Annotated in this window: 23 protein-coding genes; 14 read left to right on the forward strand and 9 right to left on the reverse strand. The window is 43.4% G+C overall.

The window, feature by feature from the left end; genetic code table 11:
• Positions 1-11 precede the first annotated feature (11 nt).
• From hisD to FLAVO9R_RS12995, 8 genes are all read left to right on the forward strand, one after another.
• Positions 12-1,322 (forward strand): histidinol dehydrogenase, encoded by a 1,311-nt coding sequence (hisD, locus tag FLAVO9R_RS12960; RefSeq protein WP_159531951.1) that lies wholly within the window; start codon positions 12-14, stop codon positions 1,320-1,322.
• Complete coding sequence (gene hisC, locus FLAVO9R_RS12965; RefSeq protein WP_159531953.1) at positions 1,322-2,410, forward strand: histidinol-phosphate transaminase; 1,089 nt, start codon at positions 1,322-1,324, stop codon at positions 2,408-2,410. The genes hisD and hisC overlap by 1 nt, the downstream gene beginning before the upstream one ends.
• Positions 2,407-3,477: a bifunctional histidinol-phosphatase/imidazoleglycerol-phosphate dehydratase HisB gene (gene hisB / locus FLAVO9R_RS12970; RefSeq protein ID WP_129739328.1), complete on the forward strand. Its 1,071-nt coding sequence runs from the start codon at positions 2,407-2,409 to the stop codon at positions 3,475-3,477. The genes hisC and hisB overlap by 4 nt, the downstream gene beginning before the upstream one ends.
• Complete coding sequence (hisH, locus tag FLAVO9R_RS12975) at positions 3,477-4,121, forward strand: imidazole glycerol phosphate synthase subunit HisH (protein WP_129739330.1); 645 nt, start codon at positions 3,477-3,479, stop codon at positions 4,119-4,121. Before hisB ends, hisH begins: the two co-directional genes overlap by 1 nt.
• Positions 4,121-4,858: a 1-(5-phosphoribosyl)-5-[(5-phosphoribosylamino)methylideneamino]imidazole-4-carboxamide isomerase gene (hisA, locus tag FLAVO9R_RS12980; protein WP_159531955.1), complete on the forward strand. Its 738-nt coding sequence runs from the start codon at positions 4,121-4,123 to the stop codon at positions 4,856-4,858. Before hisH ends, hisA begins: the two co-directional genes overlap by 1 nt.
• Positions 4,840-5,649, forward strand: a complete 810-nt coding sequence (hisF, locus tag FLAVO9R_RS12985; protein ID WP_159531957.1) for an imidazole glycerol phosphate synthase subunit HisF — start codon at positions 4,840-4,842, stop codon at positions 5,647-5,649. Before hisA ends, hisF begins: the two co-directional genes overlap by 19 nt.
• Positions 5,646-6,263: a bifunctional phosphoribosyl-AMP cyclohydrolase/phosphoribosyl-ATP diphosphatase HisIE gene (hisIE, locus tag FLAVO9R_RS12990; RefSeq protein WP_013783419.1), complete on the forward strand. Its 618-nt coding sequence runs from the start codon at positions 5,646-5,648 to the stop codon at positions 6,261-6,263. Before hisF ends, hisIE begins: the two co-directional genes overlap by 4 nt.
• A gap of 202 nt (positions 6,264-6,465) precedes the next feature.
• Positions 6,466-6,915: a GNAT family N-acetyltransferase gene (locus tag FLAVO9R_RS12995; protein WP_159531959.1), complete on the forward strand. Its 450-nt coding sequence runs from the start codon at positions 6,466-6,468 to the stop codon at positions 6,913-6,915.
• A 188-nt stretch (positions 6,916-7,103) separates the two neighbouring features.
• Here the strand turns inward: FLAVO9R_RS12995 and FLAVO9R_RS13000 are convergent, their stop codons facing one another.
• From FLAVO9R_RS13000 to FLAVO9R_RS13020, 5 genes are all read right to left on the reverse strand, one after another.
• Positions 7,104-7,559: a nucleotidyltransferase domain-containing protein gene (locus FLAVO9R_RS13000; protein ID WP_159531961.1), complete on the reverse strand. Its 456-nt coding sequence runs from the start codon at positions 7,557-7,559 to the stop codon at positions 7,104-7,106.
• 136 nt (positions 7,560-7,695) lie between these two features.
• Positions 7,696-8,307 (reverse strand): tyrosine-type recombinase/integrase, encoded by a 612-nt coding sequence (locus tag FLAVO9R_RS13005; protein ID WP_159531963.1) that lies wholly within the window; start codon positions 8,305-8,307, stop codon positions 7,696-7,698.
• Between the two features lie 215 nt (positions 8,308-8,522).
• Positions 8,523-8,807, reverse strand: a complete 285-nt coding sequence (locus tag FLAVO9R_RS13010) for a hypothetical protein (RefSeq protein ID WP_201299266.1) — start codon at positions 8,805-8,807, stop codon at positions 8,523-8,525.
• Between the two features lies 1 nt (position 8,808).
• Positions 8,809-9,501, reverse strand: a complete 693-nt coding sequence (locus FLAVO9R_RS13015; protein WP_201299267.1) for a hypothetical protein — start codon at positions 9,499-9,501, stop codon at positions 8,809-8,811.
• A 252-nt stretch (positions 9,502-9,753) separates the two neighbouring features.
• Entirely contained in the window at positions 9,754-10,686 is a 933-nt protein-coding gene (locus FLAVO9R_RS13020) for an AraC family transcriptional regulator (RefSeq protein ID WP_332310871.1), read from the reverse strand.
• Between the two features lie 200 nt (positions 10,687-10,886).
• Between FLAVO9R_RS13020 and FLAVO9R_RS13025 the strand changes: the two genes are divergently transcribed.
• From FLAVO9R_RS13025 to FLAVO9R_RS13045, 5 genes are read left to right on the forward strand one after another with little or no spacing between them, the layout of a single operon-like run.
• On the forward strand, positions 10,887-11,942 hold the full coding sequence (locus tag FLAVO9R_RS13025; protein ID WP_159531967.1) for an alpha/beta hydrolase: 1,056 nt from the start codon (positions 10,887-10,889) through the stop codon (positions 11,940-11,942).
• A gap of 12 nt (positions 11,943-11,954) precedes the next feature.
• Positions 11,955-13,046 (forward strand): alpha/beta hydrolase, encoded by a 1,092-nt coding sequence (locus tag FLAVO9R_RS13030; protein WP_159531968.1) that lies wholly within the window; start codon positions 11,955-11,957, stop codon positions 13,044-13,046.
• Between the two features lie 34 nt (positions 13,047-13,080).
• Positions 13,081-14,229, forward strand: a complete 1,149-nt coding sequence (locus FLAVO9R_RS13035) for a (R)-mandelonitrile lyase (RefSeq protein WP_159531970.1) — start codon at positions 13,081-13,083, stop codon at positions 14,227-14,229.
• A 32-nt stretch (positions 14,230-14,261) separates the two neighbouring features.
• Positions 14,262-15,389, forward strand: a complete 1,128-nt coding sequence (locus tag FLAVO9R_RS13040) for an aldo/keto reductase (RefSeq protein ID WP_159531972.1) — start codon at positions 14,262-14,264, stop codon at positions 15,387-15,389.
• A gap of 25 nt (positions 15,390-15,414) precedes the next feature.
• Complete coding sequence (locus FLAVO9R_RS13045; RefSeq protein WP_057790924.1) at positions 15,415-15,930, forward strand: nuclear transport factor 2 family protein; 516 nt, start codon at positions 15,415-15,417, stop codon at positions 15,928-15,930.
• A 240-nt stretch (positions 15,931-16,170) separates the two neighbouring features.
• Here the strand turns inward: FLAVO9R_RS13045 and FLAVO9R_RS13050 are convergent, their stop codons facing one another.
• From FLAVO9R_RS13050 to FLAVO9R_RS13065, 4 genes are all read right to left on the reverse strand, one after another.
• Positions 16,171-17,082, reverse strand: coding sequence for a hypothetical protein (locus tag FLAVO9R_RS13050; protein WP_159531974.1), 912 nt, complete (start codon positions 17,080-17,082; stop codon positions 16,171-16,173).
• Positions 17,083-17,256: 174 nt separating this feature from the next.
• Entirely contained in the window at positions 17,257-18,135 is an 879-nt protein-coding gene (locus FLAVO9R_RS13055) for a hypothetical protein (RefSeq protein WP_159531976.1), read from the reverse strand.
• A gap of 245 nt (positions 18,136-18,380) precedes the next feature.
• A complete protein-coding gene (locus FLAVO9R_RS13060) occupies positions 18,381-19,706 on the reverse strand; it encodes a hypothetical protein (RefSeq protein ID WP_159531978.1) in 1,326 nt (441 codons plus the stop codon).
• 114 nt (positions 19,707-19,820) lie between these two features.
• Positions 19,821-20,531, reverse strand: coding sequence for a hypothetical protein (locus tag FLAVO9R_RS13065; RefSeq protein WP_159531980.1), 711 nt, complete (start codon positions 20,529-20,531; stop codon positions 19,821-19,823).
• Positions 20,532-20,914: 383 nt separating this feature from the next.
• Here FLAVO9R_RS13065 and lepB point away from each other — a divergent pair, with 383 nt between their 5' ends.
• The gene (gene lepB / locus FLAVO9R_RS13070; protein ID WP_159531982.1) at positions 20,915-21,556 is read left to right on the forward strand and encodes a signal peptidase I; all 642 of its coding nucleotides are present in this window, start codon (positions 20,915-20,917) and stop codon (positions 21,554-21,556) included.
• Positions 21,557-21,604: the final 48 nt, after the last annotated feature.

A 21,604-nucleotide genomic window follows, 5' to 3' on the forward strand; every position in this document is an offset into this window, starting at 1 on the left:
GGCAAAAGATTATGATTATCTGGTCATCTCTATCAAAGCTTGAGAAAAAAACAGCGCTTTCGCGCCCGGCTATGGCCAATAGCCAACAGTTAAAACAAACCGTGGGCGACATTATCGCTAACGTTGAAAGTAAAGGCGATGCCGCTGTTATCGACTTCACTCGTCAGTTTGATTGCCCTGATTTGCAATCGTTAGTGTTATCGCAAGAAAGCATCGACACGTTAGCAAGTTCGGTTACCGCTGAAGTAGCAGGTGCGATTGATATTGCATTTAACAATATTAAAGCGTTTCACGATGCTCAGTTGCCAAGTGATATTGCGCTAACCACTACGCCTGGTGTGAACTGCGAATTGCGCTTCACCCCACTAGACGCAGTAGGTTTGTATATTCCAGGTGGCAGTGCACCTTTGCCTTCAACGGTGCTAATGCTAGGTGTACCAGCGCTGGTAGCGGGTTGTGAAAACAAACTGCTTTGTACGCCACCAAACAAGCAAGGCTTAATTGCCCCTGAAATTGCCTATGCCGCAAGAAAATGTGGCATTGAAGCCATATACCTTTGTGGCGGCGCGCAAGCCATTGCAGCAATGGCATTAGGGACAGAGACTATCCCGCAGGTTGATAAAATATTCGGCCCGGGCAATAGTTTTGTGACTGAAGCCAAACAGCAAGTAAGTTTGCGTGCTGATGGTGCGGCTATTGATATGCCAGCAGGCCCGTCTGAAGTATTGGTGTTAGCTGATGAATTTGCCGATGCTGAATTTGTTGCCTCAGACTTACTTTCTCAAGCAGAGCATGGCCCAGATTCTCAAGCCATTTTAGTGTCTAACAGCGAAGCACTGATTGAAAGTGCGAAGGCAGCGGTTGAACGCCAGTTGTCGACCCTTTCACGTGCCGACATTGCTCGCCCTGCAATGGAAAATGCCCGCTATATTTTGGCCGATTCAGTAGATGACGCTATTTTAGTGAGCAATGCCTATGCGCCTGAACACTTGATAGTGCAAATTGAAGATGCCCGTAGTTTACTGCCGAAAATCAAATACGCAGGTTCAATATTTTTAGGCCCTTGGTCGCCAGAATCTGCCGGTGATTATGCCTCGGGTACTAACCACGTATTACCTACGTACGGTTATGCGAAGAACTATTCTAGTTTAGGTTTACTCGACTTTATGCGTCGTTACACCATTCAAGAGTTATCTGCAGACGGCATGCGCAATTTAGGCCCAGCTATTATGGCATTGGCTAGCGCTGAGGGGCTTGATGCTCACGAACAAGCAGTAGCGCTTCGTATGCAAAAGCTTGCTAACGATAAGGGAGATGCCTAATGTCTGCGCTTGTAGATACCCTTATTGATAACCTAATTAACGACAATTTAGTGCCGCTTAAGCCTTATGAGTCGGCCAGGCGTTTGTATTCAGGCGGTCAAGATTGGCTAAATGCCAATGAATCGCCCTATGCAAATGAATATGCGATAGATGCAAGTAACTTTAATCGTTACCCGTCGTGCCAGCCTTCATCGGTGGTAGAAAGCTATGCGGCTTATGCAGGTATTGATACCTCTCAGTTGATGGTTACCCGTGGTGCAGACGAAGGCATTGAATTACTTATTCGTACCTTTTGTACTCCAGGTAAAGACAGCATAGTAATTTGCCCGCCCACCTATGGCATGTACGCCATTAGTGCAGAAACTTGTGATGTGGGTATTACTACTGTGCCACTAAAAGGCGATTTTAGTTTAGACGTTGAAGGTGTGTGCGCAATTGATAACGCCAATGTTATCTTTATTTGTGCGCCAAATAACCCAACGGGTACACAGGTTGCCAGAGACGATATACGAGCGGTACTCAACCACTTTGCCGATAGCGCTTTAGTGGTAGTGGATGAAGCCTATATTGAGTTTGATTCCGATAATACCTGGGCAAATGAAATAGCGAATTACCCCAACCTAGTAGTACTACGCACGCTTTCAAAAGCCTTTGCGTTAGCGGGTTTACGCTGTGGGTTTACTCTAGCCCAAGCGCCGGTTATTCAAGCGTTGCTAAAAGTCATTGCCCCCTACCCTATTGCAGAGCCTGTGGCACAAATTGCTTCACAGGCGTTATCTACTGACTCACTGACATTAATTCAGTTGCAGGTAGATACCATCAATAGAGAAAAAGACCTACTGGCAACCGCGCTTGCCGATATTGACGGCTTTGAATTGGTTGGCGATAGAAAAGCAAACTTTGTGCTATTTCGCTACGAGCGTGCTAGCGAACTCATGCAATATTTGGTGAGCAAAGGGTTATTAATACGCGACCAATCTAAACAGCTTAACCTTACAAATTGCTTGCGAGTAAGCATTGGAACTGAAGAACAAAACCAGCGTTTATTGCAACTGATCAACGAATTTAAAAAGGAGCTAGCGGCATGAGTCAGCAAGCCATTTTATTTATCGACCGCGACGGTACACTTGTAGAAGAACCACCGGTAGATAAACAGCTAGACAGTTTAGAAAAGCTGGTTTTCGAGCCAAACGTTATTCCTGTGCTATTAAAACTGAAAGCAGCAGGCTTTAAGTTTGTCATGGTCACTAACCAAGATGGCCTTGGAACCGATAGCTTTCCACAAGCTGATTTTGACGCGCCTCATAATGCCATGATGGCCATTTTCAAAAGCCAAGGCATTACGTTTGACGACGTGCTTATTTGCCCGCACTTTGAAGAAGACAACTGCACGTGCCGTAAGCCTAAACTGGGGTTAGTGAAAGACTACCTTCAGCAAGGAAAGGTGGATTTCACCCGTTCATACGTGATTGGCGATCGCATGACCGACATGCAACTTGCCGAGAACATGGGTATTAAAGGTTTGCAATACAACCCTGAAACCTTGAACTGGGACCATATTCAAAAAACCTTGTTGTCGTCTTCACGTATTGCCGAAGTTATCCGCACTACCTCAGAAACCGACATTAAGGTGCGCGTAGATTTAGACTCTACCGAGAAGTCGCACATTCACACTGGCTTGGGTTTCTTCGACCACATGCTCGATCAAATTGCGACCCACGGTGGGTTTGAGTTAAACGTGACCGTAGATGGCGATTTGCACATAGATGATCACCACAGTGTGGAAGACACCGCATTGGCATTAGGTGAAGCCCTTAAGAAAGCCCTAGGTGATAAACGTGGTATTGGCCGGTTTGGTTTTGCCTTGCCTATGGATGAGTGCCGCGCAGAATGCATTATGGATATCTCAAACCGCCCTCACCTTAAGTTTGAAGCTGATTTCAGCCGCGACCAAGTGGGCGAAATGGCCACTGAAATGGTGCCGCACTTTTTCTATTCTTTGGCGCAAAGCATGGGGCTGTCGCTTCACCTTTCCACCAGCGAAGGAAATGCTCACCACCAGGTAGAAAGTTTATTCAAAGTATTTGGCCGTGCGTTACGTCAAGCCATTACGCGACAAGGCGATGCATTGCCTAGCAGTAAAGGAGCGCTTTAATGCCTGAAATACAAAAATCACAACGACAAAAAATAGTCATTGTGAACACAGGCTGCGCAAATATTTCATCGGTTCGCTTTGCGCTAGAGCGTTTAGGTGTAACCGTTGAAGTATCTGACGACAAAGATGTGATTACCCGCGCCGACAAAGTATTTTTACCCGGTGTTGGTACAGCTGCTGCTGCCATGGCAAGCATTACGCAAAAAGACTTATCAAGCACATTACAAAGCCTAACCCAACCTGTATTAGGCGTGTGTTTAGGTATGCAGTTAATGGTTGAAAGCAGCGCTGAAGGTAGCTTAGAGAACCGCTTAGGAGACACGCAGGATGACATTCCTTGTTTGTCACTAATGCCTGGTCGTGTTGCTCGTATGGAAGCGAATGGCTTGCGTTTGCCGCACATGGGTTGGAACACGGTTTCTCATAACGACGACACCTTGTTTAAAGGCATTCCGCAAGATACCTATTTCTATTTTGTGCACAGCTTTGCCGTACCAGAGTACGCCCATACCCTAGCCAGCTGTAACTACGGTAACCCGTTTTCAGCGGCCATTAATAAAGACAACTTCTTTGGCGTGCAATTTCACCCTGAACGTTCCAGCGATGCTGGTGCGCAACTACTGACTAACTTTGTGAACCTATAATGATTATTCCAGCAATTGATCTTATCGATGGCAGCGTAGTGCGTTTGTATCAGGGCGACTACGAGCAAAAAACAAAATACGAATTTGATCCGGTAGACGTGGTAAATGACTATGCCGACCAAGGCGCTACTTGGCTGCACATTGTTGATTTAACTGGCGCGAAAGACACCAGCAAGCGCCAGCTTACCTTGATTAAATCAATGGTAGATACCAAGCGCATGCAGTTTCAAGCCGGCGGCGGTATTCGTAATGAAGAAGAAGTAGCCCAGTTACTCGATATTGGCGTAAGCCGCGTGGTGATTGGCTCTTTAGCGGTTAAACAACCTGAACTTGTGAAATCGTGGGTAACTAAATACGGTGCTGAGCATATCGTACTGGCCTTAGATATTAACATTAGTGAAAATGGCGAAAAATTAATTGCCACTCATGGTTGGCAGGAAAACTCAGGGGTAGCCCTAGAAGACTTGCTAAACGACTTTGCATCGGTTGGTGCTACACATGTGCTTTGCACCGACATTAGCCGTGACGGCACACTACAAGGCGCTAATGTAGAACTTTACGAAGAGATGAGTGCACGCTTCCCTAATGTTAGCTGGCAAGCATCTGGCGGCATAGGTAGCTTAAATGACATTTCGGCGTTGAAACCAACCAACGTTGGCGGTGTGATTTTGGGTCGTGCCTTGCTTGAAGGTAAATTCACCGTGAAGGAGGCTATCGCATGTTGGCAAAACGCATAATTCCTTGTTTAGATGTTCGCGACGGCAAAGTCGTTAAAGGCGTTCAATTTAGAAACCACGAAATTATTGGCGACATCGTACCCTTAGCAGAGCAATACGCAAAAGCGGGTGCTGACGAACTGGTGTTTTACGATATTACTGCAAGCTCAGATGAGCGCGTGGTAGATAAAAGCTGGGTAAGCCGTATTGCACAGGTTATCGACATTCCATTTTGTGTAGCCGGCGGCATTAAAAGCATTCAAGATGCTGGGCGCATTTTAGAAATGGGCGCAGATAAAATTTCAATTAACTCCCCTGCCCTAAACAACCCTGCATTAATTAATGCCATGCATGACGTGTACGGCCAGCAGTGTGTAGTCATTGGGGTAGACAGCTTTTACAATGACGCTACCGGTCAATACGAAGTGTATAAGTTTACTGGCGATGAGAACCGCACTCAAAAGAGCCAATGGCAAACCCTAGACTGGATAAAAGAAGTGCAGTCACGCGGTGCCGGTGAAATTGTGCTTAACTGCATGAACCAAGACGGTGTACGCAAAGGTTATGATATAGCCCAGCTTAGCGCAGTGCGTGAAGTGTGCGAAGTACCCCTTATTGCTTCTGGCGGCGCGGGTGAAATTTCACATTTTAACGATGTATTTCAACAAGCCGATGTTGATGGCGCACTAGCCGCTTCCGTATTCCATAAAGGCATTATTAACATTGATGACCTAAAGGCCAATTTAACCGCTAACGGCGTACCTATGCGTAAGCGTCACGCCCTACCGAACGCACAAGGAATAAAGCCGTGATTGTCACTTCCGAAAACAGTAATACCCTCGCATGGGAAAAAATGGACAACCTGCTTCCAGCCATTGTACAAGATGCCCTTTCAGGCAAAGTACTGATGCAGGGTTACATGAACCAAGATGCACTAGCCACTACACTAGATAGCGGTAAAGTCACTTTTTTTAGTCGCTCAAAACTGCGTTTGTGGCAAAAAGGCGAGACCTCAGGCAATACGTTAGATTTAGTCAGCGTAGCCGCCGATTGCGATTTCGACTCGCTATTAGTGTTAGCCAACCCTAACGGCCCTACGTGCCATACAGGCGTTGAAAGCTGCTGGTTTGAAGGCAACACGCCTAGTTTTACCTTTTTGGCTGATTTAGAGCGCTTATTGGCTGCCCGTAAAGGCGCAGATCCGAAAAGCAGCTACACCGCCAGCTTGTACAATAAAGGCATTAAGCGTATTGCACAGAAAGTGGGTGAAGAAGGTGTTGAAACCGCACTTGCTGCTACAGTACACGATAAAGAAGAGCTTAAAAACGAAGCCGCTGACTTGCTGTACCACCTAACCGTTTTACTACAAGCGAGCGACATGTCGCTTGATGATGCCTTGTCAGTATTGCGGGAACGTCAAAAGTAAGTGTTCATCGCCCAATTTCATTGAGCGAAATTGCAACACGTAAAATATAAGGAGCAAGTTACTAGCGTAACTTGCTCCTTTTTTATTTTCATGAACCGCTCATCTTATTGCCTCACTGATTATCTATTTCTCCTTGTAGCATTGTTTTTTTATCACTATGCCTAAATATTTTTATCTCTTTTGGGAAGCATTGAGGATTTATATGGATATTAGTTTACGGGAAGTCACCAAAGACAATTGGCTAGATATTATTCATCTAGAAATTACAAAAGAGCAAGAAAACTATGTGGCGTTAAATTCGGAATCTATCGCCGAATCAAGCTTCTACCCTTATTATGTTAACAGAGCTATTTATCAAGGTGATGAAGCTGTAGGGTTTATTCAATATTATCAAGAGTTAGAAGAAAACCTACCCAACGAGTTTTATATTGCGCAATTTATGGTTGACGTCAAACATCAGGGGCAAGGCATTGGAAAAATTGCGACCGAACAAGTTATTAAAGAAATGAGCGCAATCCCTGCCTGTAAAAAGATAACAATACTCTATATGCCAGGGCACCATGCAATGCGAAAGTTCTATTCACAGTTCGGCTTTGTTGTAACCGAGGAAGATGACGAAGACGGTGTTGTGATGGAGCTTGAAGTTAAATAGTGCAATCTGCCTTAGGGCAGTTTTTCGCTAAGGTCTAGCTTAGCAAGGCATTGTGTAAGCTGATGTTCGTCCTATGATGTGTTCTTTATGAGCTAACCGGTATTATGTAAAGTCTCGGTCTTGCTGACAGTCGGAAATAGACAAGGAACGGACTATCAACGCTCCGTTAAACGGCAAAATGTTATGAGTTATTTAAATTGAATACCATAGTCTAAGCACTGATAGGATAAAGAGCCTTGTTGATGTTTAGCTGCATCAAATTTGTGTTTAAGATTAGTAAATATATCAATATGGTCTGTAAACCCTTTCTCTGCTAGTTCACTCTTTATCTCATGTAATATTTTCCAGTTATCTAAATGTCCATTTTGGTAACTTTCAGGTGATTTGCTATCGAAAACGACCATGAAGTCATGATCACTGTTACTTTTGTGATCACTTCTAGCTCTAGAACCAAATAGATACAGATTTAAGAAATATTGATTCTTTTCTAATACTTCAAGCAATAAATCAACAAGCTCCTCAGAATATTGTTCATCACTTTTGATTTTAATTTCAGATTGCGGATGAGCCGTAACAGGAGCAATTTCTTGCTTAGTACTATTGGTAAAGATTGAAGTTATACTTTTAACTAATTTTTTAAACATATACATAAAACTCATAACAGTATATTACCGAAACTTCATCGTAACACCCTTTTCCCCTGAAAAACTATATCCATGGGAAAGAATATGAAATGTCTGCTTCACGTACATTAGGGCTGCATAAGCAGCCCACGTAACTTCAGACTTCAATTGATTCCGATATTTCTAGCGCATCGTCTACCTCGATGCCCAAGTAGCGAACAGTGCTCTCCAACTTCTTATGACCTAGTAATAATTGAACAACTCGCAGGTTTTTAGTCTTTTTGTATATCAAATAAGGCTTAGTTCTGCGCATCGAGTGCGTGCTGTAGAGAGTTGAATCTAATCCAAGCTTTTCAATCCAACCATTAAAAATGCGATTGTATTGTCGAGTTGAAATATGTTCAGAACTGTTTATCCGTGATTTAAACAAATAATCTGCTCCCTTCAGTCCGGCTTTTTTTACCCAAGCTAGAATCGACTCTCCGGTATTCGGAGTAATTTCAAATTGAACTGGGCTTCCAGTTTTTTGCTGCACAACCATTGTCCGTTTAAGTGGCGAGCGTCCGCAAACGACATCGGACACTTTAAGTTTTACTAGGTCGCAACCCCTCAACTTACTATCGAGACCCAAATTAAATAGCACTAAATCTCGTGCCCGCTTCTCAAGTTCAAGCCGTATACGAATTCCCCAAATATGGGAGACCTGCAAAGGCTTTTTTTGACCAATAATTTGGTTTTTGTTCCAAGGTTGATGATTCTGGTTTTTCATAAGTTTCCCCTTTTGTTAAGGAAACTTAAGTATGGCAGACCAAGCAAGACTTATTTTACGGAACTAATAGACAAAAAGGTGGCCTTTTAATGTCGTATCAAAGTGACCTATGCAGATCATTGAACTTCGAGCATTCTGCCGCAAAAAGTTAACTTGAAGCAAGCCAACAACGCCAAGCATTGAGAATACGATTAAAGTATTTTGTTAAGTGACTTTCACTTTTGGTGAAATTTTTTAAACTCTCTAATGTCCAAACCTCTAAGGTTTGATTCTTCGATAAAATCACCAAATTGCATCATTTGGTCAGCTAACTTTTCCTTGGAGATCTTGGGGCCGCCTTTCATTACAAAAGGTTGAATTTTATCGATTAAAGCTGCGGCTCTCATTGATACTTGGTCATTTGTCCAAGTTTTCATATATCTATTTTCTCTATACCATAAAATCCGAGCCTCTGACCTTGTCATTTTCTCTGGTATTGGTTCACTATTTTCTTCTATCATCTCAACGTAAGCATCGACATCCTGAAACTCCTGACATCCTCCGCCATTGAATTGCCCCCAAGAATGAATTAAGTAGTAAATGTTCGGATATCTCTGAACTTTTGCTTGAAGCATAAGCACCTTCTATAACTACGATTACAGGCACACCTTTAACATTATGTGTCTCAGAAACAAAAATCACATAATCGATATTTTTAAACCGTGGGAAATCATCTCTTTTCTCATTTAGCCGTTGTTGGATCCGAGTAGTCACTACTTCAGGTGAGAGAACTTTGACTTTGTCATTGAGAATAAGAAGAACTCCACATGACTCTTTTAGATTAAATAATGCTTGGGTCGATTCAATTTGTTTATCAGCTTGTCGAAGGTATGACTCAAGCATTTTAGTCACCCTTGAATAAATCTTCCTTTTTACCTCATCCCTATTGGGAAGTTTTTCTAATACAAGATTAAGGTCACGTTTTCCATAGAAAACTGGGTAGTCCTCAGTGTTTGCATATTTTTCCACTTCGATTTGTATCTTGCCTGCTTGGTCTTCATTTATGCATTTTTGTTCGATGACAAACTTTCTCCCCATTGCTAGGTAGTCAGCTTTTTTAGATTTCCTGTCAACGTAATCAAGCTCAATTGAATCGATGCCTTCAACCGATGGCAATGAAAGTAAAAATTTCTCAAACCTTTGGTCTAATGACATACCTTTCTAATTCAAATATCAGCTTATTTATGAGACTTCATGGTATCACCTCGTTCTCAAAATAAGTATAGCGTTGCATTCACCGGTTGAACTCACAACACAATGCCGGTCAATACGACTTTTTTAGTGACTCAATTAGACAATTTATAGTCACTCGCAGGGATTCAAGTAAATATGTCCGACTTCAATTTGCGAAAAATAGATAGTGAAGCTGATGCCTATGAATCACGCAGATTATTCACTTCATTACCTTTAATTTCCCGTTTGCGCCAATTTATATCGCAACTCGTTGACATCTTTCGCCGGGGAGCGCCCGTACATTCGTCCGTATTCACGACTAAACTGAGATGGGCTTTCGTAACCAACCTGAAACGCAGCAGTAGCCGCATCAAGATGTTCAGTTAACATCAAACGTCTGGCTTCTTGAAGACGGATTTGCTTTATATATTGCAGCGGGCTCATCGCAGTCATATTTCTAAAGTGGTGATGAAAAGTAGATACACCCATGTTTGCTACCTGAGCCAAATCCTCCACTTTGATGTGTTGAGAAAACTGAGACTTGAGCCATGCGATTGCCTTTGCTACCTGATGCGTTTGTGTCCCCATTGCGGCGAGTTGTCGTAGCTTTTCTCCCTGTTCCCCGACCAGCAGTCGATAGAATATTTCTCGTCTTATCATGGGCGCGAGCATCGGAATATTTGCACTCTCATCAGCCAAATCAAGCAGGCGTTGAAACCCGCTGATTAACGCTGGCGTTAGTTTACCCGTTGCCATTCCTCGATCTGAGCGCTGCCCCTTGGGGGGCGGCAATTGGCTGTCTGCCATCAATTGCGTGATTTCCTGATAGTCGAAAGTCAGTTTAAGACCAAGATATGGATGTTCGGCGCTTGCCTCTGTCACTTGCGCTACTACCGGTAAATGAACACCTGAAAACAAATAGTGCTCTGTGTCATAGAAAAAGGTTTCTTCACCCAGTTGAACGCGCTTTGCTCCCTGTGCAATCAAACACACACTGGGTTCATATGCACCTGCCATCGGAATGTTCGCGTCTACTTTCCTGAATACCGTCAATCCAGGAACATTTGTTGGGCAGTAATCATCGTGTACGGTCAGCTTCGAAATACTTGATGCTAAGTGCTTCATATTGTTTACATGGACAGGATCGGTCTTCATCTTTTTTGCCATATTACAGGTGTTTTATATATGGCCAGTATAGCCACTGTGAAGGCGCTAATACATAGATCTAATTTGTACTCAGAGAAATAGGCAATTATCGAACAGAATTTGAATACTGACTTTTCCTCGCCGTTACTATCCTAAATAACGTGAGATTCACTATTGATGTGTGAGCGCTATTTGGCACCTTTTTAAGTAACGGGAAAAATATGAAATCACTGGTTAAAACGGCTGCATTCCTACTGGCGGCAAATCTATTGTCTGCTGAAGTATTGTCGGCGGACTATCGACAGAATCCATTTACGTTGACGTACGAAGGGGCCATTACGAAAAACGTTGAGGGTAAGGTCAATATTCATGCGGTGAGTTATAAATTAAATAACATCGACATCGCCGCGAATGTGTACACTCCACCTGGTTTTGACCCGTCGAAACAATATCCTGCGATTGTCATCGCTCACCCTAACGGTGGTGTGAAAGAGCAGGTTGCGGGGCTGTATGCTCAACGACTATCGGAACAAGGCTACATCACCATCACTGCTGATGCCGCTTACCAAGGTGCCAGCGGAGGTGAGCCTCGAAATATTGATAAACCGGCTAACCGTATTGAAGACATCAACGGCATGGCGGACGTCATTTCTACCTACCCTGGGGTTTCAACATCCAAGATAGGACTTCTTGGCATTTGTGGTGGCGGTGGCTACTCCCTTAAAGCAGCGCAATCCGACAAACGTTTCAAATCCATCGCGACACTTAGCATGTTTAATTCTGGACGTGTTCGCCGAAACGGTTACATGGACTCTGCGCTAGATACCATTCAGCAACGTTTAACGTCCGCTTCTGAAGCGCGAGAAATCGAAGCCAAGACGGGAGAAATCCGTTATGTCGGTGATGCAAAGCTAACCGACGAACAAATTGCAGCCTTGCCCTTCGATCTTTACCGACAAGGATTCGAATATTATGGCAAAACCCATGCCCATCCAAATTCAACTTTTCGCTATACAGAGAGCAGTTTGTTGTCGCTGATGAATTTTGATGCGGCGACGAATATGGATCTTATTAATCAGCCCTTATTGATGATTGCCGGTAGTAAAGCGGATTCATTGTACATGACCAAGAACGCGTTTGAATTAGCGACCAAGTCTGAGGATAAGCAATTATTTCTTATCGAGGGTGCTACACACATTGAGACCTATTGGAAGCCTGAATACGTTTCACAAGCCATGACGCAACTCAGCCACTTCTTTGATGACGTATTGAAGTAAGGAGTTAATGACATGATTTCGATCATAAGAAGCTATCGTTCGTTGACTCTAGTGGCGTCAACAGTTCTGGTACTGAGTGCATGTAGCACTACCTATAAGACAAATGACTCAGCATCCCCTTTAATGCTCGCAGAACAAGGTAGTTTCGCAGTGGGTGGGACTGTCATTCAAAAAGAAGGGGAATTTGATCCGATAAAATTGACGTCTGCCGGGCAAACGTTACATGGCGATCACGCTTATGTCTTTTATCAAATTCCAGTAAATGAACGAAAATACCCGTTAGTAATGTGGCATGGTTTCGGGCAGTTCTCGAAAACGTGGGAATCTACACCAGATGGCCGTGAAGGTTACCAGAATATATTCCTACGCAAAGGGTACGGCGTTTATTTGATTGAACAACCCCGGCGTGGTAACGCCGCAAAAGGCACACAACCTGGTAGCTACGAGCCGATTCCGAATGAGCAAATGTGGTTCAATACTTTTCGCGTTGGTACATGGCCTGACTACTTCCCCAATGTGCAGTTTCCGACAGATGAAGCGTCGTTAGAACAATATTTTCGACAAATCGTGCCTGATGTCGGCCCTATCAATATCAATGTAAATGCTGATGCGGTTGAAGCCTTATTTACCAAGATTGGCGATGGCATCCTGGTTACCCATTCACACAGTGGTGGCATGGGGTGGCAGGCAGCCATGCAGAGTCAGCACATTAAGGCCATTGTTTCTTATGAACCCGGTAGTAACTTTGTTTTCCCTAAAGGCGAAGCGCCTGCCCCCAAGCAGAGTAGCAGTGGCCCATTAACTGCGGTAGAGGTCCCTCAGGATGATTTTAACAAGCTGACTCAAATCCCAATTGTGATTTATTACGGTGACAATATTCCTGAAAAACCCAGTCAACTACCTGGCGAAGACGGTTGGCGAATCAGGCTTGAGATGGCTTATGAGTGGGCTGATACCATAAACCGACATGGTGGCGATGCTACTGTTATTCACCTTCCCAAAATAGGTATTTATGGCAACACACACTTTCCATTTTCAGACCTGAATAACGCCGAAATAGCAACGCTTATGTCGGATTGGTTGCATGAGAAAGGTTTAGATTAAAAGTACACAAATCATTCTATTACGGGAGGAAATCATGTCGCAAAGTATTAGATTATCGTTAAAACAGGTCATCGTAACGCCGCTTCTTGGATTATGTGCGTTGTTCGTCAGTGCCGTTGAAGCCACAGAAGAAAGTCAGTCTCTGGACAAACGCCAAGCCGCTATGATTCCGATTGCGGCGCTCACGGCATCAGGTGATGTAAAAACACTGAATGATGCGCTTAAGGTTGGGTTGGAAAATGGGTTAACCGTCAATGAAATTAAAGAAATTTTCATCCACTCTTATGCGTATGCAGGGTTTCCCCGTGCGCTAAATGGCATTATGACCTTTATGGATGTGGCCGCAGAACGAAAAGCGCAGGGAATAACCGATGAGGTAGGCAGAGAAGCGACACCGCTTCCGGATGATTACAACGCGAATAGTTATGGGCATCAGGTTCGCAATGCGCTGGTAGGGCAAGATATGTCCAATCGCACAACTGGCTACGCGGGGTTTGTACCAACTATAGAGACATTTCTGGTAGAGCATTTATTTGCAGATATATTTTATCGGGACGTACTGACCGTTAAAGACAGAGAGCTACTCACTATTAGTATGCTTTCTGCGATGCCGGGGGCTGAAGCCCAATTGACATCACATATGAAGTTGTCACTACGGGTCGGATACAGCCCCGCACAGTTGCTCGAATTCACACGCATTCTAAAGGACTCAGTGAGTCAGGACAGCGCAATAAGAGCAAGTAACGTTCTTCGTAGTGTTGCAAATATTTATGCGAACATCGAAACCATGCCGCACGTCATTGTGAATAATGATTCAACGGTTACACAAGGTTCACCCGCTAACTTTAGCGGTGTGGCGAAGGTCAGTTCTCGGTTTACGTCGCCGATAGATGGTCATTATCGTGGCGCATTGGTGGAGTTTGAAGCGGGCTCTCGTACTGCCTGGCATACCCATCCGAAAGGCCAAACACTCGTCATTATCTCAGGAAAAGGTCTGGTTCAGAATGAAGGTGGGGATATTCAGCAGATGTTACCGGGTAATGTTATCACTATCCCACCCAATACCCGGCATTGGCACGGTGCTGCGCCAGATTCATCCATGTCACACATCGCAATTTCAACGCCAGACAATGGCGAGGCCGTAACCTGGATGGAGTTGGTCTCGCAGGAACAGTCTCATTAATAATTTTAACCTGATTTGACCGGAACAGTTTTATGCAAAACAGAAGACAATTTCTTTTATCGGGGGCGAGCCTGGCGGCTGCATCACTGCTGAGTACCAATATACAGGCGTCAACCTCTGAACAAAAGAAGCGCACAATTTCAACAAGTCCAAACACACGAAAGCTTGGCAAACTGCAAGTTTCGTCTATTGGATTGGGCGTTCAGAACATGAGCCGGAAGTACGACACATCGGTTCCCAATCGACAGGAAATGCATCAAGTGATCCGAAGCGCCTACGAGGAGGGAGTCACATTTTTTGATGCAGCGGAAGCGTATGGTCCCTTCGAAGTCGAACGTATTCTTGGTGAAGGCGTTAAACCGTTTCGGGACAACATCGTCATTGCCACCAAATTTGGCTGGAATATTGACCAACAGACCGGGGCGAGATTACCGGGATTGAACAGTCGCCCTGCCCATATCAAGATGGTTGTCGAAGGCATGTTATCGAGGTTACAAACGGACCGTATTGATTTGCTTTACCAGCATAGAATGGACCCCGATGTACCCATTGAAGATGTGGCCGGTGCAGTAGCAGATCTGATGAACGAAGGAAAAGTCCTGCACTGGGGGCTATCAGAAATGGGCATCAATACACTCAAACGCGCACATGCGACCTTACCTGTTAGTGCCGTACAAAGTGAATATTCGATGTTATGGCGCGGTCCTGAAAAATCTGTTTTGCCGTTGTGCGAGAAATTGGGCATCGGCTTTGTTCCCTGGAGTCCGCTGGGAGTACAGTTTTTAACAGGATGGATTGACGAAAATACTCGTTTTGCACAAGGCGATTTTAGAGCTACGGAGTCTAGATTTAATCCTGAAAACCTCGCTCATAATATGTCACTCGTTAAGCTATTAATGCAATGGTCTGAACGAAAAAATGCATCACCAGCGCAAATCGCGCTTGCCTGGTTACTGCATCAGAAACCCTGGATTGTACCAATACCAGGAACAACAAGTTTGGCACATATGCAGCAAAACACAGCTTCAAGAGATCTTTCTTTCTCTACGGCAGAGATGCGCGAGCTAAACGATTCGCTGGCTTCAATCACGATACAAGGCCAGCGACTACCCGACTTTGTTCAGGTGTTTTCCGACGTTGAAGCACCTGAAAAACTCTGATCAAACCCCATACCACGGAGACACTATGAAATCAATAATCCCAGCACCATTTTGGCTAATGTTACTGCTATCGGTTTTTCCATTCGGCTCTGTGATGGCACAGCAAAGCCCTCAAGTGAACTTACAAGCCGAAATGCCTGCCGAAGGCGGCATGCAGAAAACAGAGGAAATACTTTCGGCCTTATCAAAACAAAAATGGCAATGGATGGCTGACAAAAATGTCGATGCCCTGGCTCCTTTGTTTCACAAAGAATCAAAATTTGTACATATGAGCGGTTCCTGGAAAAAAGATCGTGAGTTAGAAATCATTAAAAGCGGCAGTATTTGGTACAAAAATACCGTTGTGCATGACTGTGATGTGGAAATTGTTGGTCAAACCGGTGTTGTTTGGAGCCGAATTACCCTGGATGCCCATGTGCGTGGCCAAGACGTTTCAACCGAATTTACTACCACTGAAGTCTATGTAAACACTGACGGAAATTGGCAGTTACTTGCTCTGACTTTCAGTAGTGTGCGTGACACTCACAAAATTGAGCACTAAGGGCTGCCGGTAACGTGGCCTGCGATACTCAATGACTAACAACGAAAATTAAGCCGTTTTAGACAATAAACAGACACTCAGCTTCGTAAGATTTCGACTATTTGAGTGTTCACTTTTTAAAGCGAAAACTGAGAATGAGAAAACTCCGTGTTCAGACAAATCTGTCGAAGCATCCTGCAAAACTGGTAATCATCAGATCAAGCAGGAACTTCTATACACAAACCTATTTTGTTAAACTGGCTAGACTTCCTTCGCCTGTTCTTCGCCCCACTTTCCAACAATAGCCAAAATGGTACCTAGAAAATAAATCACAAAAGATAGGATATATAAAAAATCCACCAAGCTACTGATAGATTTTTTCTGATTTTCTAGGGTAGTTTTGACCTGACCGATTAATGCTTCTGTTTCATCTGCCACGCCTCTAAATTCAACTTGGAGATCTCGGACGTTGTCTCTGAATTCTCGCTGTATTTTAGTGTAGGCGATATATTTTTCTCGCGTGACTTCACATGATATATAGGAACCAAGTGCTTCAATCAGCCCATCGTTATATGACTGGTTGGCAGATTTTAAAGCTCCCTTAGTTTTATCCAAGCTTTTTGATTTGAGTATCAGGTCGCTGCGTAAGATACTCATACTTTCCATGCCATCAATTTGTTTGATTAATCTATCTATCTCTTCAGATTTAATATCCAATTCGTTTCGCCACATGGTCATCCTTGAAGCATGACCACGCATGTTACTTACTCTGGCTCGGTAATCATTTCGCGGATCAATCGTGCACGTGATTGTTTCCCTTTCCTGCGTTTTCGGGTTAAGAAAGTTAATGGTTTGCTGATTTTTCTCTTCTTGAGCTCGCGGTGGGTGTATGTGCATCCGCATTTGGTCCATAAACAATGAGTCGTTAACTGATATTCCATGAAGATGCTCTTTCATGCCTTCAATAGAAACACTCATCTCGGTGAGACGGTCGAATAGCAATTGATCGGATTCTATTTGTGAGAATTTGCTTTCAACTTCTCGTAATTGCTTCTCGATTGTTGAGGTTATAAACCAGCTCGCAAGCACCAGCGAAGCTGAAACCAATACAATAGTACCGTTGTGATAAACCACCCAAAATTTGATGAAATCTAGATTACATATCTTGTTCATTCGAATTCCCTTTCTCCGAGTTTTTAATATCGAATATCACAACTCTTTTGCTACTTCAATGTCAGCAATACGTACGCAGCTTCCTAATAGCAAGCACTGCCGGGCATCAAAAGACCATGAACGTACGAGTAACGCCTTGCCTACGGAAATTTCGAACGTAGTAGCTCATGTCTCCTAGTACGGTAGTTTTTGTGCATTATCAATCAATGTCACTGCCACATTGTAATCTGGAAAAATCGCCAAATATTTACTATCAGTAATTTCGAGAGTTGCCTTTATATATTCCTCTCCCAAATAACCATGCTGACACAGAGTATCTTTCAAATTAACCAATTGCGATTGAAGATGCTCTTCTAAATTTCTTAACATTGATCGTTGTCGGTCTGTATTGATAATTGATCGGGCGTTATATCCGGAACTTACAACGCCATCACCAATAGGTGCGTATATCGTCCCATCCGATACTGTAGAAAAGTTATTCAGATTCTTTGATCTTAAAGTTAGTCTTTCACTCTCCGATAATTCAGTAGCAGATATAACATTCTTGATTTGATAGTGACTAACAACATCAGGCCAGTTCCTATGAATTATCTCAACTATATCCTGATCCGCCCAAGCACCATGACGAAATACATTGATTGCATAGAATTTATTTTTCGTAATAAGGGCGAAGAGTAAAGGTCCGGTTCTCTCAATGAAATTTCCGTCTAGCGACTCGCCCAAATGAAAATGATGGACCCCCCAGTCATTTAACAACGAATCTTTATTATTTAGTTTGCCAACTAACTTGCTCAAATTTGGAGTGATATCTTCACCAGATTCAACTACGCTTTTCAAGCGTTCCCAGCCAGCCTGAAGGTTTACAGGACAAGTAAAAATATCAGAAACTTCAACGCTTCTTATTCTTTGATCGGGCCTACGTTTTTCAGCGTTAAAGTACAGATATGGCAACTCCTCTTCTTTAATGCCAGAAATATCATACCCCCAGTGATTCCGAAGAATCTCTTTAAGGATATTTAACCAGTCGCCAAAAAAATCTGAACTTAACTGCATTTTTACTCCTTGTAAGCAAACAGCATATTAGTGAGGCCTCGTAATACCACCCGATTCCTGTGAATAACCATATTCTGTGTTTTCGTCTGAAAGGTAAAGTCTCTATGCAAATGGAGTAATACGACGGAGCTGTCTTTGTTCAAGCGGCACTGACTGTTTGGCTTCAGACAAACAGCAGACGTTCAACGTCCGGAACTCCAGACAATTTGAAACACGGCGTAAAATTGTTCCAAGTGCTAACGTCGTTATGTTTTTGTTACTCTATGCCATATATAGACTGGAGTTTTCTTGAAGTCCTGATGACGACCAACTGAATCCAAAGTTTCAGTCGCTCCTCCCGCTGCCGCAACCATAAGAGACGGAATAAGCGGCAGAGCCGAACCTGAGAGCATCGCAGTTGTTATTCCGCCTAATGAGAGAAGTGCCCCTTTTGTTGCAGATCGGGTAATTGATCGAGCGTTACGTCTCAATTCATCGATCTGTGGCAGGATTTCATTATTAAAGTATAGTTGAGCCTTGGCTTCAAAGTTTTCTATGTCAACATCTTTCAGGTGCTCTACCGCAAACAGAACAGATGAGTTGAATCTTTCGAATGCTGCAGGATATTTTTCGCGTAATTCAATGATCATTTCAGGACTGTCTATATTAATCAACGCTTTGTTCGCGTTAAAAAATTTACAGGGCCTATTTGACTGGGAAACATTTTCCGTACCGGATAGACTTAGTAACTCAGATTCGAATTCAGATTCTGTGACATAAGTGTGGCCTAACTGTCCAGCAAGCTTGGTTTCGTTATATATGTTCTTTAGCCTAACTCGCATCGCTTGGTTAATTGATTGATAGGCCCACCGATCGAATTCTTTTTTGTCCAAGCATTTTTCTGGTTCCCATACCTGCTTAAACCTTATTTCTCCATCTTTCTCTGTAACTTCTTTGATTGTTTGAAATAGATAGAGCTGGACGCCTTTTTTCCAGAAGTCCCCGCTGAATCCAACATTTAACGCTGGCCTGCGCTTTTCCGATGCATTCTCATTCAAGATTAGCATTCTGCCATTGTCATCTCGCATTACCGACTTGAGGTGGGCGCGGCTATGTATGAAGTCATGCAATTCATCTGGAATACTTGATCTAAACGCGTCGTCTGAATGTAATAGCGGAATGTCATCGCTGGGTCTATTGAGCAAAGAAAGCGGTATTACCTTAATGAGATCCGATTGAATAAGATGAAAATACCTAGAAAATAGTCTCACACCTTCTTTTATAGTGGATAAGCTGATAGTCGAGCTTGAAGAGATCAACGGATCGTCAATTATTATCGATTGATAAACCAGAGCTGATGGTAGAATTTTTCCCGCTGTTGCTTCCGTTGACTCAGAACCAAAAAGTGCTCTGAGACTATTGGAAGCCCTAGATGACTCTAACTCATAATTCACGGTTTGAACTCTACCGTTCATATATTGAGAAATTCGAGCAGAGACCTCATCATCTGGCAGATTAGAAAGCTCTACTGGGTCACCAGATGCTGTGAGCAACCCTGAATCAATTAACAGATTTATCGCAAGCCTGCTCATATTGTCTCCAGAAAAACACGACGCCCCAAGCAAGGGCAATATCACGTGGACTATAATACGGAAGTTACGGGAGCCTTCGTGTTAGTGCCCCGCTACCTTGGTTTGTAAGGCCGCTTACGACTTAATATCTACGACCCTATAATTTCTTTTACTTTTCCTGCTTTCTCGCCAAATTTCAACTCTATATTGGTCCGGTGGGGGTAAAGGCTGTTGAGGCGCGGGCTTACCTTTTTCCCTTTTTACTTTTACAGGAATTTCCAACAACTCCCCATCGGCATCTTCAAATTCAAAGGATTCTTGCTCTGGCTGCAACTTCGTTTCTTTGAGTGACTTTTGCAATGCTTTTTTAAATTCTGGAGCTTCGTCTAGTTCATCACCGAAAATTATTTTCGATTGAATCATCGCTTCTTCCGCTGACATTTTACCCTGCTCGACTTTTCTAAACAGGTATCTTAGTTGGGATAGAGCTTGCCCATTATTACGGATTTTAAACTGAGACTTGGGAGTGGAAAATGGGAGTTTGGCTCTATTACCTAGAAAGTTTCCAGCAGCCACGACTTGACTATGAATAGTTTGCAAACCGCTTATAAAAGAGCCGTATTGCCCAATACCAAAATATAAGACTCCTAACGTCGCAACAATTTTACCCGACGCTTTTATTGAGCCTTCTTCAACATCTAAAGAAAGCGAAAAATCAGCAAGGTTTGTAGCGGTAGCGACAAACTCATACCATTCATCAAACAATGTTGTTGAATAGTTTTCAAAGTCGCTGCGTGGCAATGTTTGCCCGCCTATATATATATTAGTTTCACAAATATTTGCCATGTTATTACATCCTTGTGCTACGAACGCGGCCTAACAGCTTAATACTGAGATTTCATAGTAACACCCGCTTCCCTAGAAAAACCATATTCTGTGTTTTCATGGGAAATAAGTTTGAAATGTCCGCTTCACGTACATTGCGGTACTTCAATAGTAAAACTTATAACACTAAACCGCCTGTCAGAATCGACCAAGCACTAGCATGAAAACTGAAGACTAGCGTGAAACAAAGCAAACACATCTTGAAACACTTTCAATGGGAACTGTTCGCAGCCTTCGCTTTCTATACTTCTACCACCTTTTTCGGCGATTAGCGCCGTAACTTATTTGTACGTGGCAAAAGACTACAGTTATACCGTGCTAAGCACATTTTATTAGGATTAAAAATGAAGCAACAAACTGGCTCGTTTATTAAAAGAAACTTACCTTTTATACTATTTGTTGTACTGATGTTTTCATTCAGAAGCAGTGTGGCAGATTACTATCATGTTCCTACGGGTTCTATGGAGCCCACCATTCAAGTGGGAGATCGCATTGTAGTCGACAAGAGTGCCTACACGCTCGAACTGCCTTTTACCAATGTGGTGCTTAGCCAAACGGGTGATATCGCCCGTGGTGATATTGTGGTTATTCAAAGCAGTGCGGCCGAAACGCGGTTAGTTAAACGCGTTGTTGCCATTGCTGGTGACACGATAAGCCTACATAACAACAAGCTAACCGTAAATGATGAGCACGCCTTAATACAGAGGCGCGACCACTATGTTTTCCAAGAAAATATAGGCGATAGTCAGCGCAGTATTCAGCTATTACCTGTTAAAGGGGCGCGCTCGTCATTTAATGAAGTTGTTGTACCTGATAAGCATGTATTGGTAATGGGTGATAACCGAAATAACAGCGTAGATTCACGTTATTACGGCTTTATTCCCGTTGAAGAGATTCAAGGCCGAGCTACCCGTGTGGCTTTTTCATTAGACAAAGAAAATTACTACTTACCTAGAGGAGAGCGTTCTTTGTTAGCGCTTCAATAATATCAGTTCGACAGGCATGCCCTCAAATGGGTATGCCCTCCCTCTCTC

Origin of the sequence: Alteromonas sp. 38, from assembly GCF_902506055.1 — a bacterium.
Lineage (GTDB): Bacteria > Pseudomonadota > Gammaproteobacteria > Enterobacterales > Alteromonadaceae > Alteromonas > Alteromonas lipotrueae.

Excerpts from the sequence above, each read along its gene's own strand:
- FLAVO9R_RS13055 (WP_159531976.1), bottom strand. The coding sequence starts at position 18,135 with ATGCAGTTAAGTTCAGATTTTTTTGGCGACTGGTTAAATATCCTTAAA.
- FLAVO9R_RS13020 (WP_332310871.1), bottom strand. The coding sequence starts at position 10,686 with ATGGCAAAAAAGATGAAGACCGATCCTGTCCATGTAAACAATATGAAG.
- FLAVO9R_RS13065 (WP_159531980.1), bottom strand. The coding sequence starts at position 20,531 with ATGGCAAATATTTGTGAAACTAATATATATATAGGCGGGCAAACATTG.
- FLAVO9R_RS13010 (WP_201299266.1), bottom strand. The coding sequence starts at position 8,807 with ATGATAGAAGAAAATAGTGAACCAATACCAGAGAAAATGACAAGGTCA.
- hisB (WP_129739328.1), top strand. The coding sequence starts at position 2,407 with ATGAGTCAGCAAGCCATTTTATTTATCGACCGCGACGGTACACTTGTA.
- hisC (WP_159531953.1), top strand. The coding sequence starts at position 1,322 with ATGTCTGCGCTTGTAGATACCCTTATTGATAACCTAATTAACGACAAT.
- hisD (WP_159531951.1), top strand. The coding sequence starts at position 12 with ATGATTATCTGGTCATCTCTATCAAAGCTTGAGAAAAAAACAGCGCTT.
- FLAVO9R_RS13000 (WP_159531961.1), bottom strand. The coding sequence starts at position 7,559 with ATGTTTAAAAAATTAGTTAAAAGTATAACTTCAATCTTTACCAATAGT.
- hisF (WP_159531957.1), top strand. The coding sequence starts at position 4,840 with ATGTTGGCAAAACGCATAATTCCTTGTTTAGATGTTCGCGACGGCAAA.
- FLAVO9R_RS13050 (WP_159531974.1), bottom strand. The coding sequence starts at position 17,082 with ATGAACAAGATATGTAATCTAGATTTCATCAAATTTTGGGTGGTTTAT.
- FLAVO9R_RS13045 (WP_057790924.1), top strand. The coding sequence starts at position 15,415 with ATGAAATCAATAATCCCAGCACCATTTTGGCTAATGTTACTGCTATCG.
- FLAVO9R_RS13030 (WP_159531968.1), top strand. The coding sequence starts at position 11,955 with ATGATTTCGATCATAAGAAGCTATCGTTCGTTGACTCTAGTGGCGTCA.
- lepB (WP_159531982.1), top strand. The coding sequence starts at position 20,915 with ATGAAGCAACAAACTGGCTCGTTTATTAAAAGAAACTTACCTTTTATA.
- FLAVO9R_RS13015 (WP_201299267.1), bottom strand. The coding sequence starts at position 9,501 with ATGTCATTAGACCAAAGGTTTGAGAAATTTTTACTTTCATTGCCATCG.
- FLAVO9R_RS13035 (WP_159531970.1), top strand. The coding sequence starts at position 13,081 with ATGTCGCAAAGTATTAGATTATCGTTAAAACAGGTCATCGTAACGCCG.
- FLAVO9R_RS13025 (WP_159531967.1), top strand. The coding sequence starts at position 10,887 with ATGAAATCACTGGTTAAAACGGCTGCATTCCTACTGGCGGCAAATCTA.
- FLAVO9R_RS13040 (WP_159531972.1), top strand. The coding sequence starts at position 14,262 with ATGCAAAACAGAAGACAATTTCTTTTATCGGGGGCGAGCCTGGCGGCT.
- hisA (WP_159531955.1), top strand. The coding sequence starts at position 4,121 with ATGATTATTCCAGCAATTGATCTTATCGATGGCAGCGTAGTGCGTTTG.
- FLAVO9R_RS12995 (WP_159531959.1), top strand. The coding sequence starts at position 6,466 with ATGGATATTAGTTTACGGGAAGTCACCAAAGACAATTGGCTAGATATT.
- FLAVO9R_RS13005 (WP_159531963.1), bottom strand. The coding sequence starts at position 8,307 with ATGAAAAACCAGAATCATCAACCTTGGAACAAAAACCAAATTATTGGT.
- hisH (WP_129739330.1), top strand. The coding sequence starts at position 3,477 with ATGCCTGAAATACAAAAATCACAACGACAAAAAATAGTCATTGTGAAC.
- FLAVO9R_RS13060 (WP_159531978.1), bottom strand. The coding sequence starts at position 19,706 with ATGAGCAGGCTTGCGATAAATCTGTTAATTGATTCAGGGTTGCTCACA.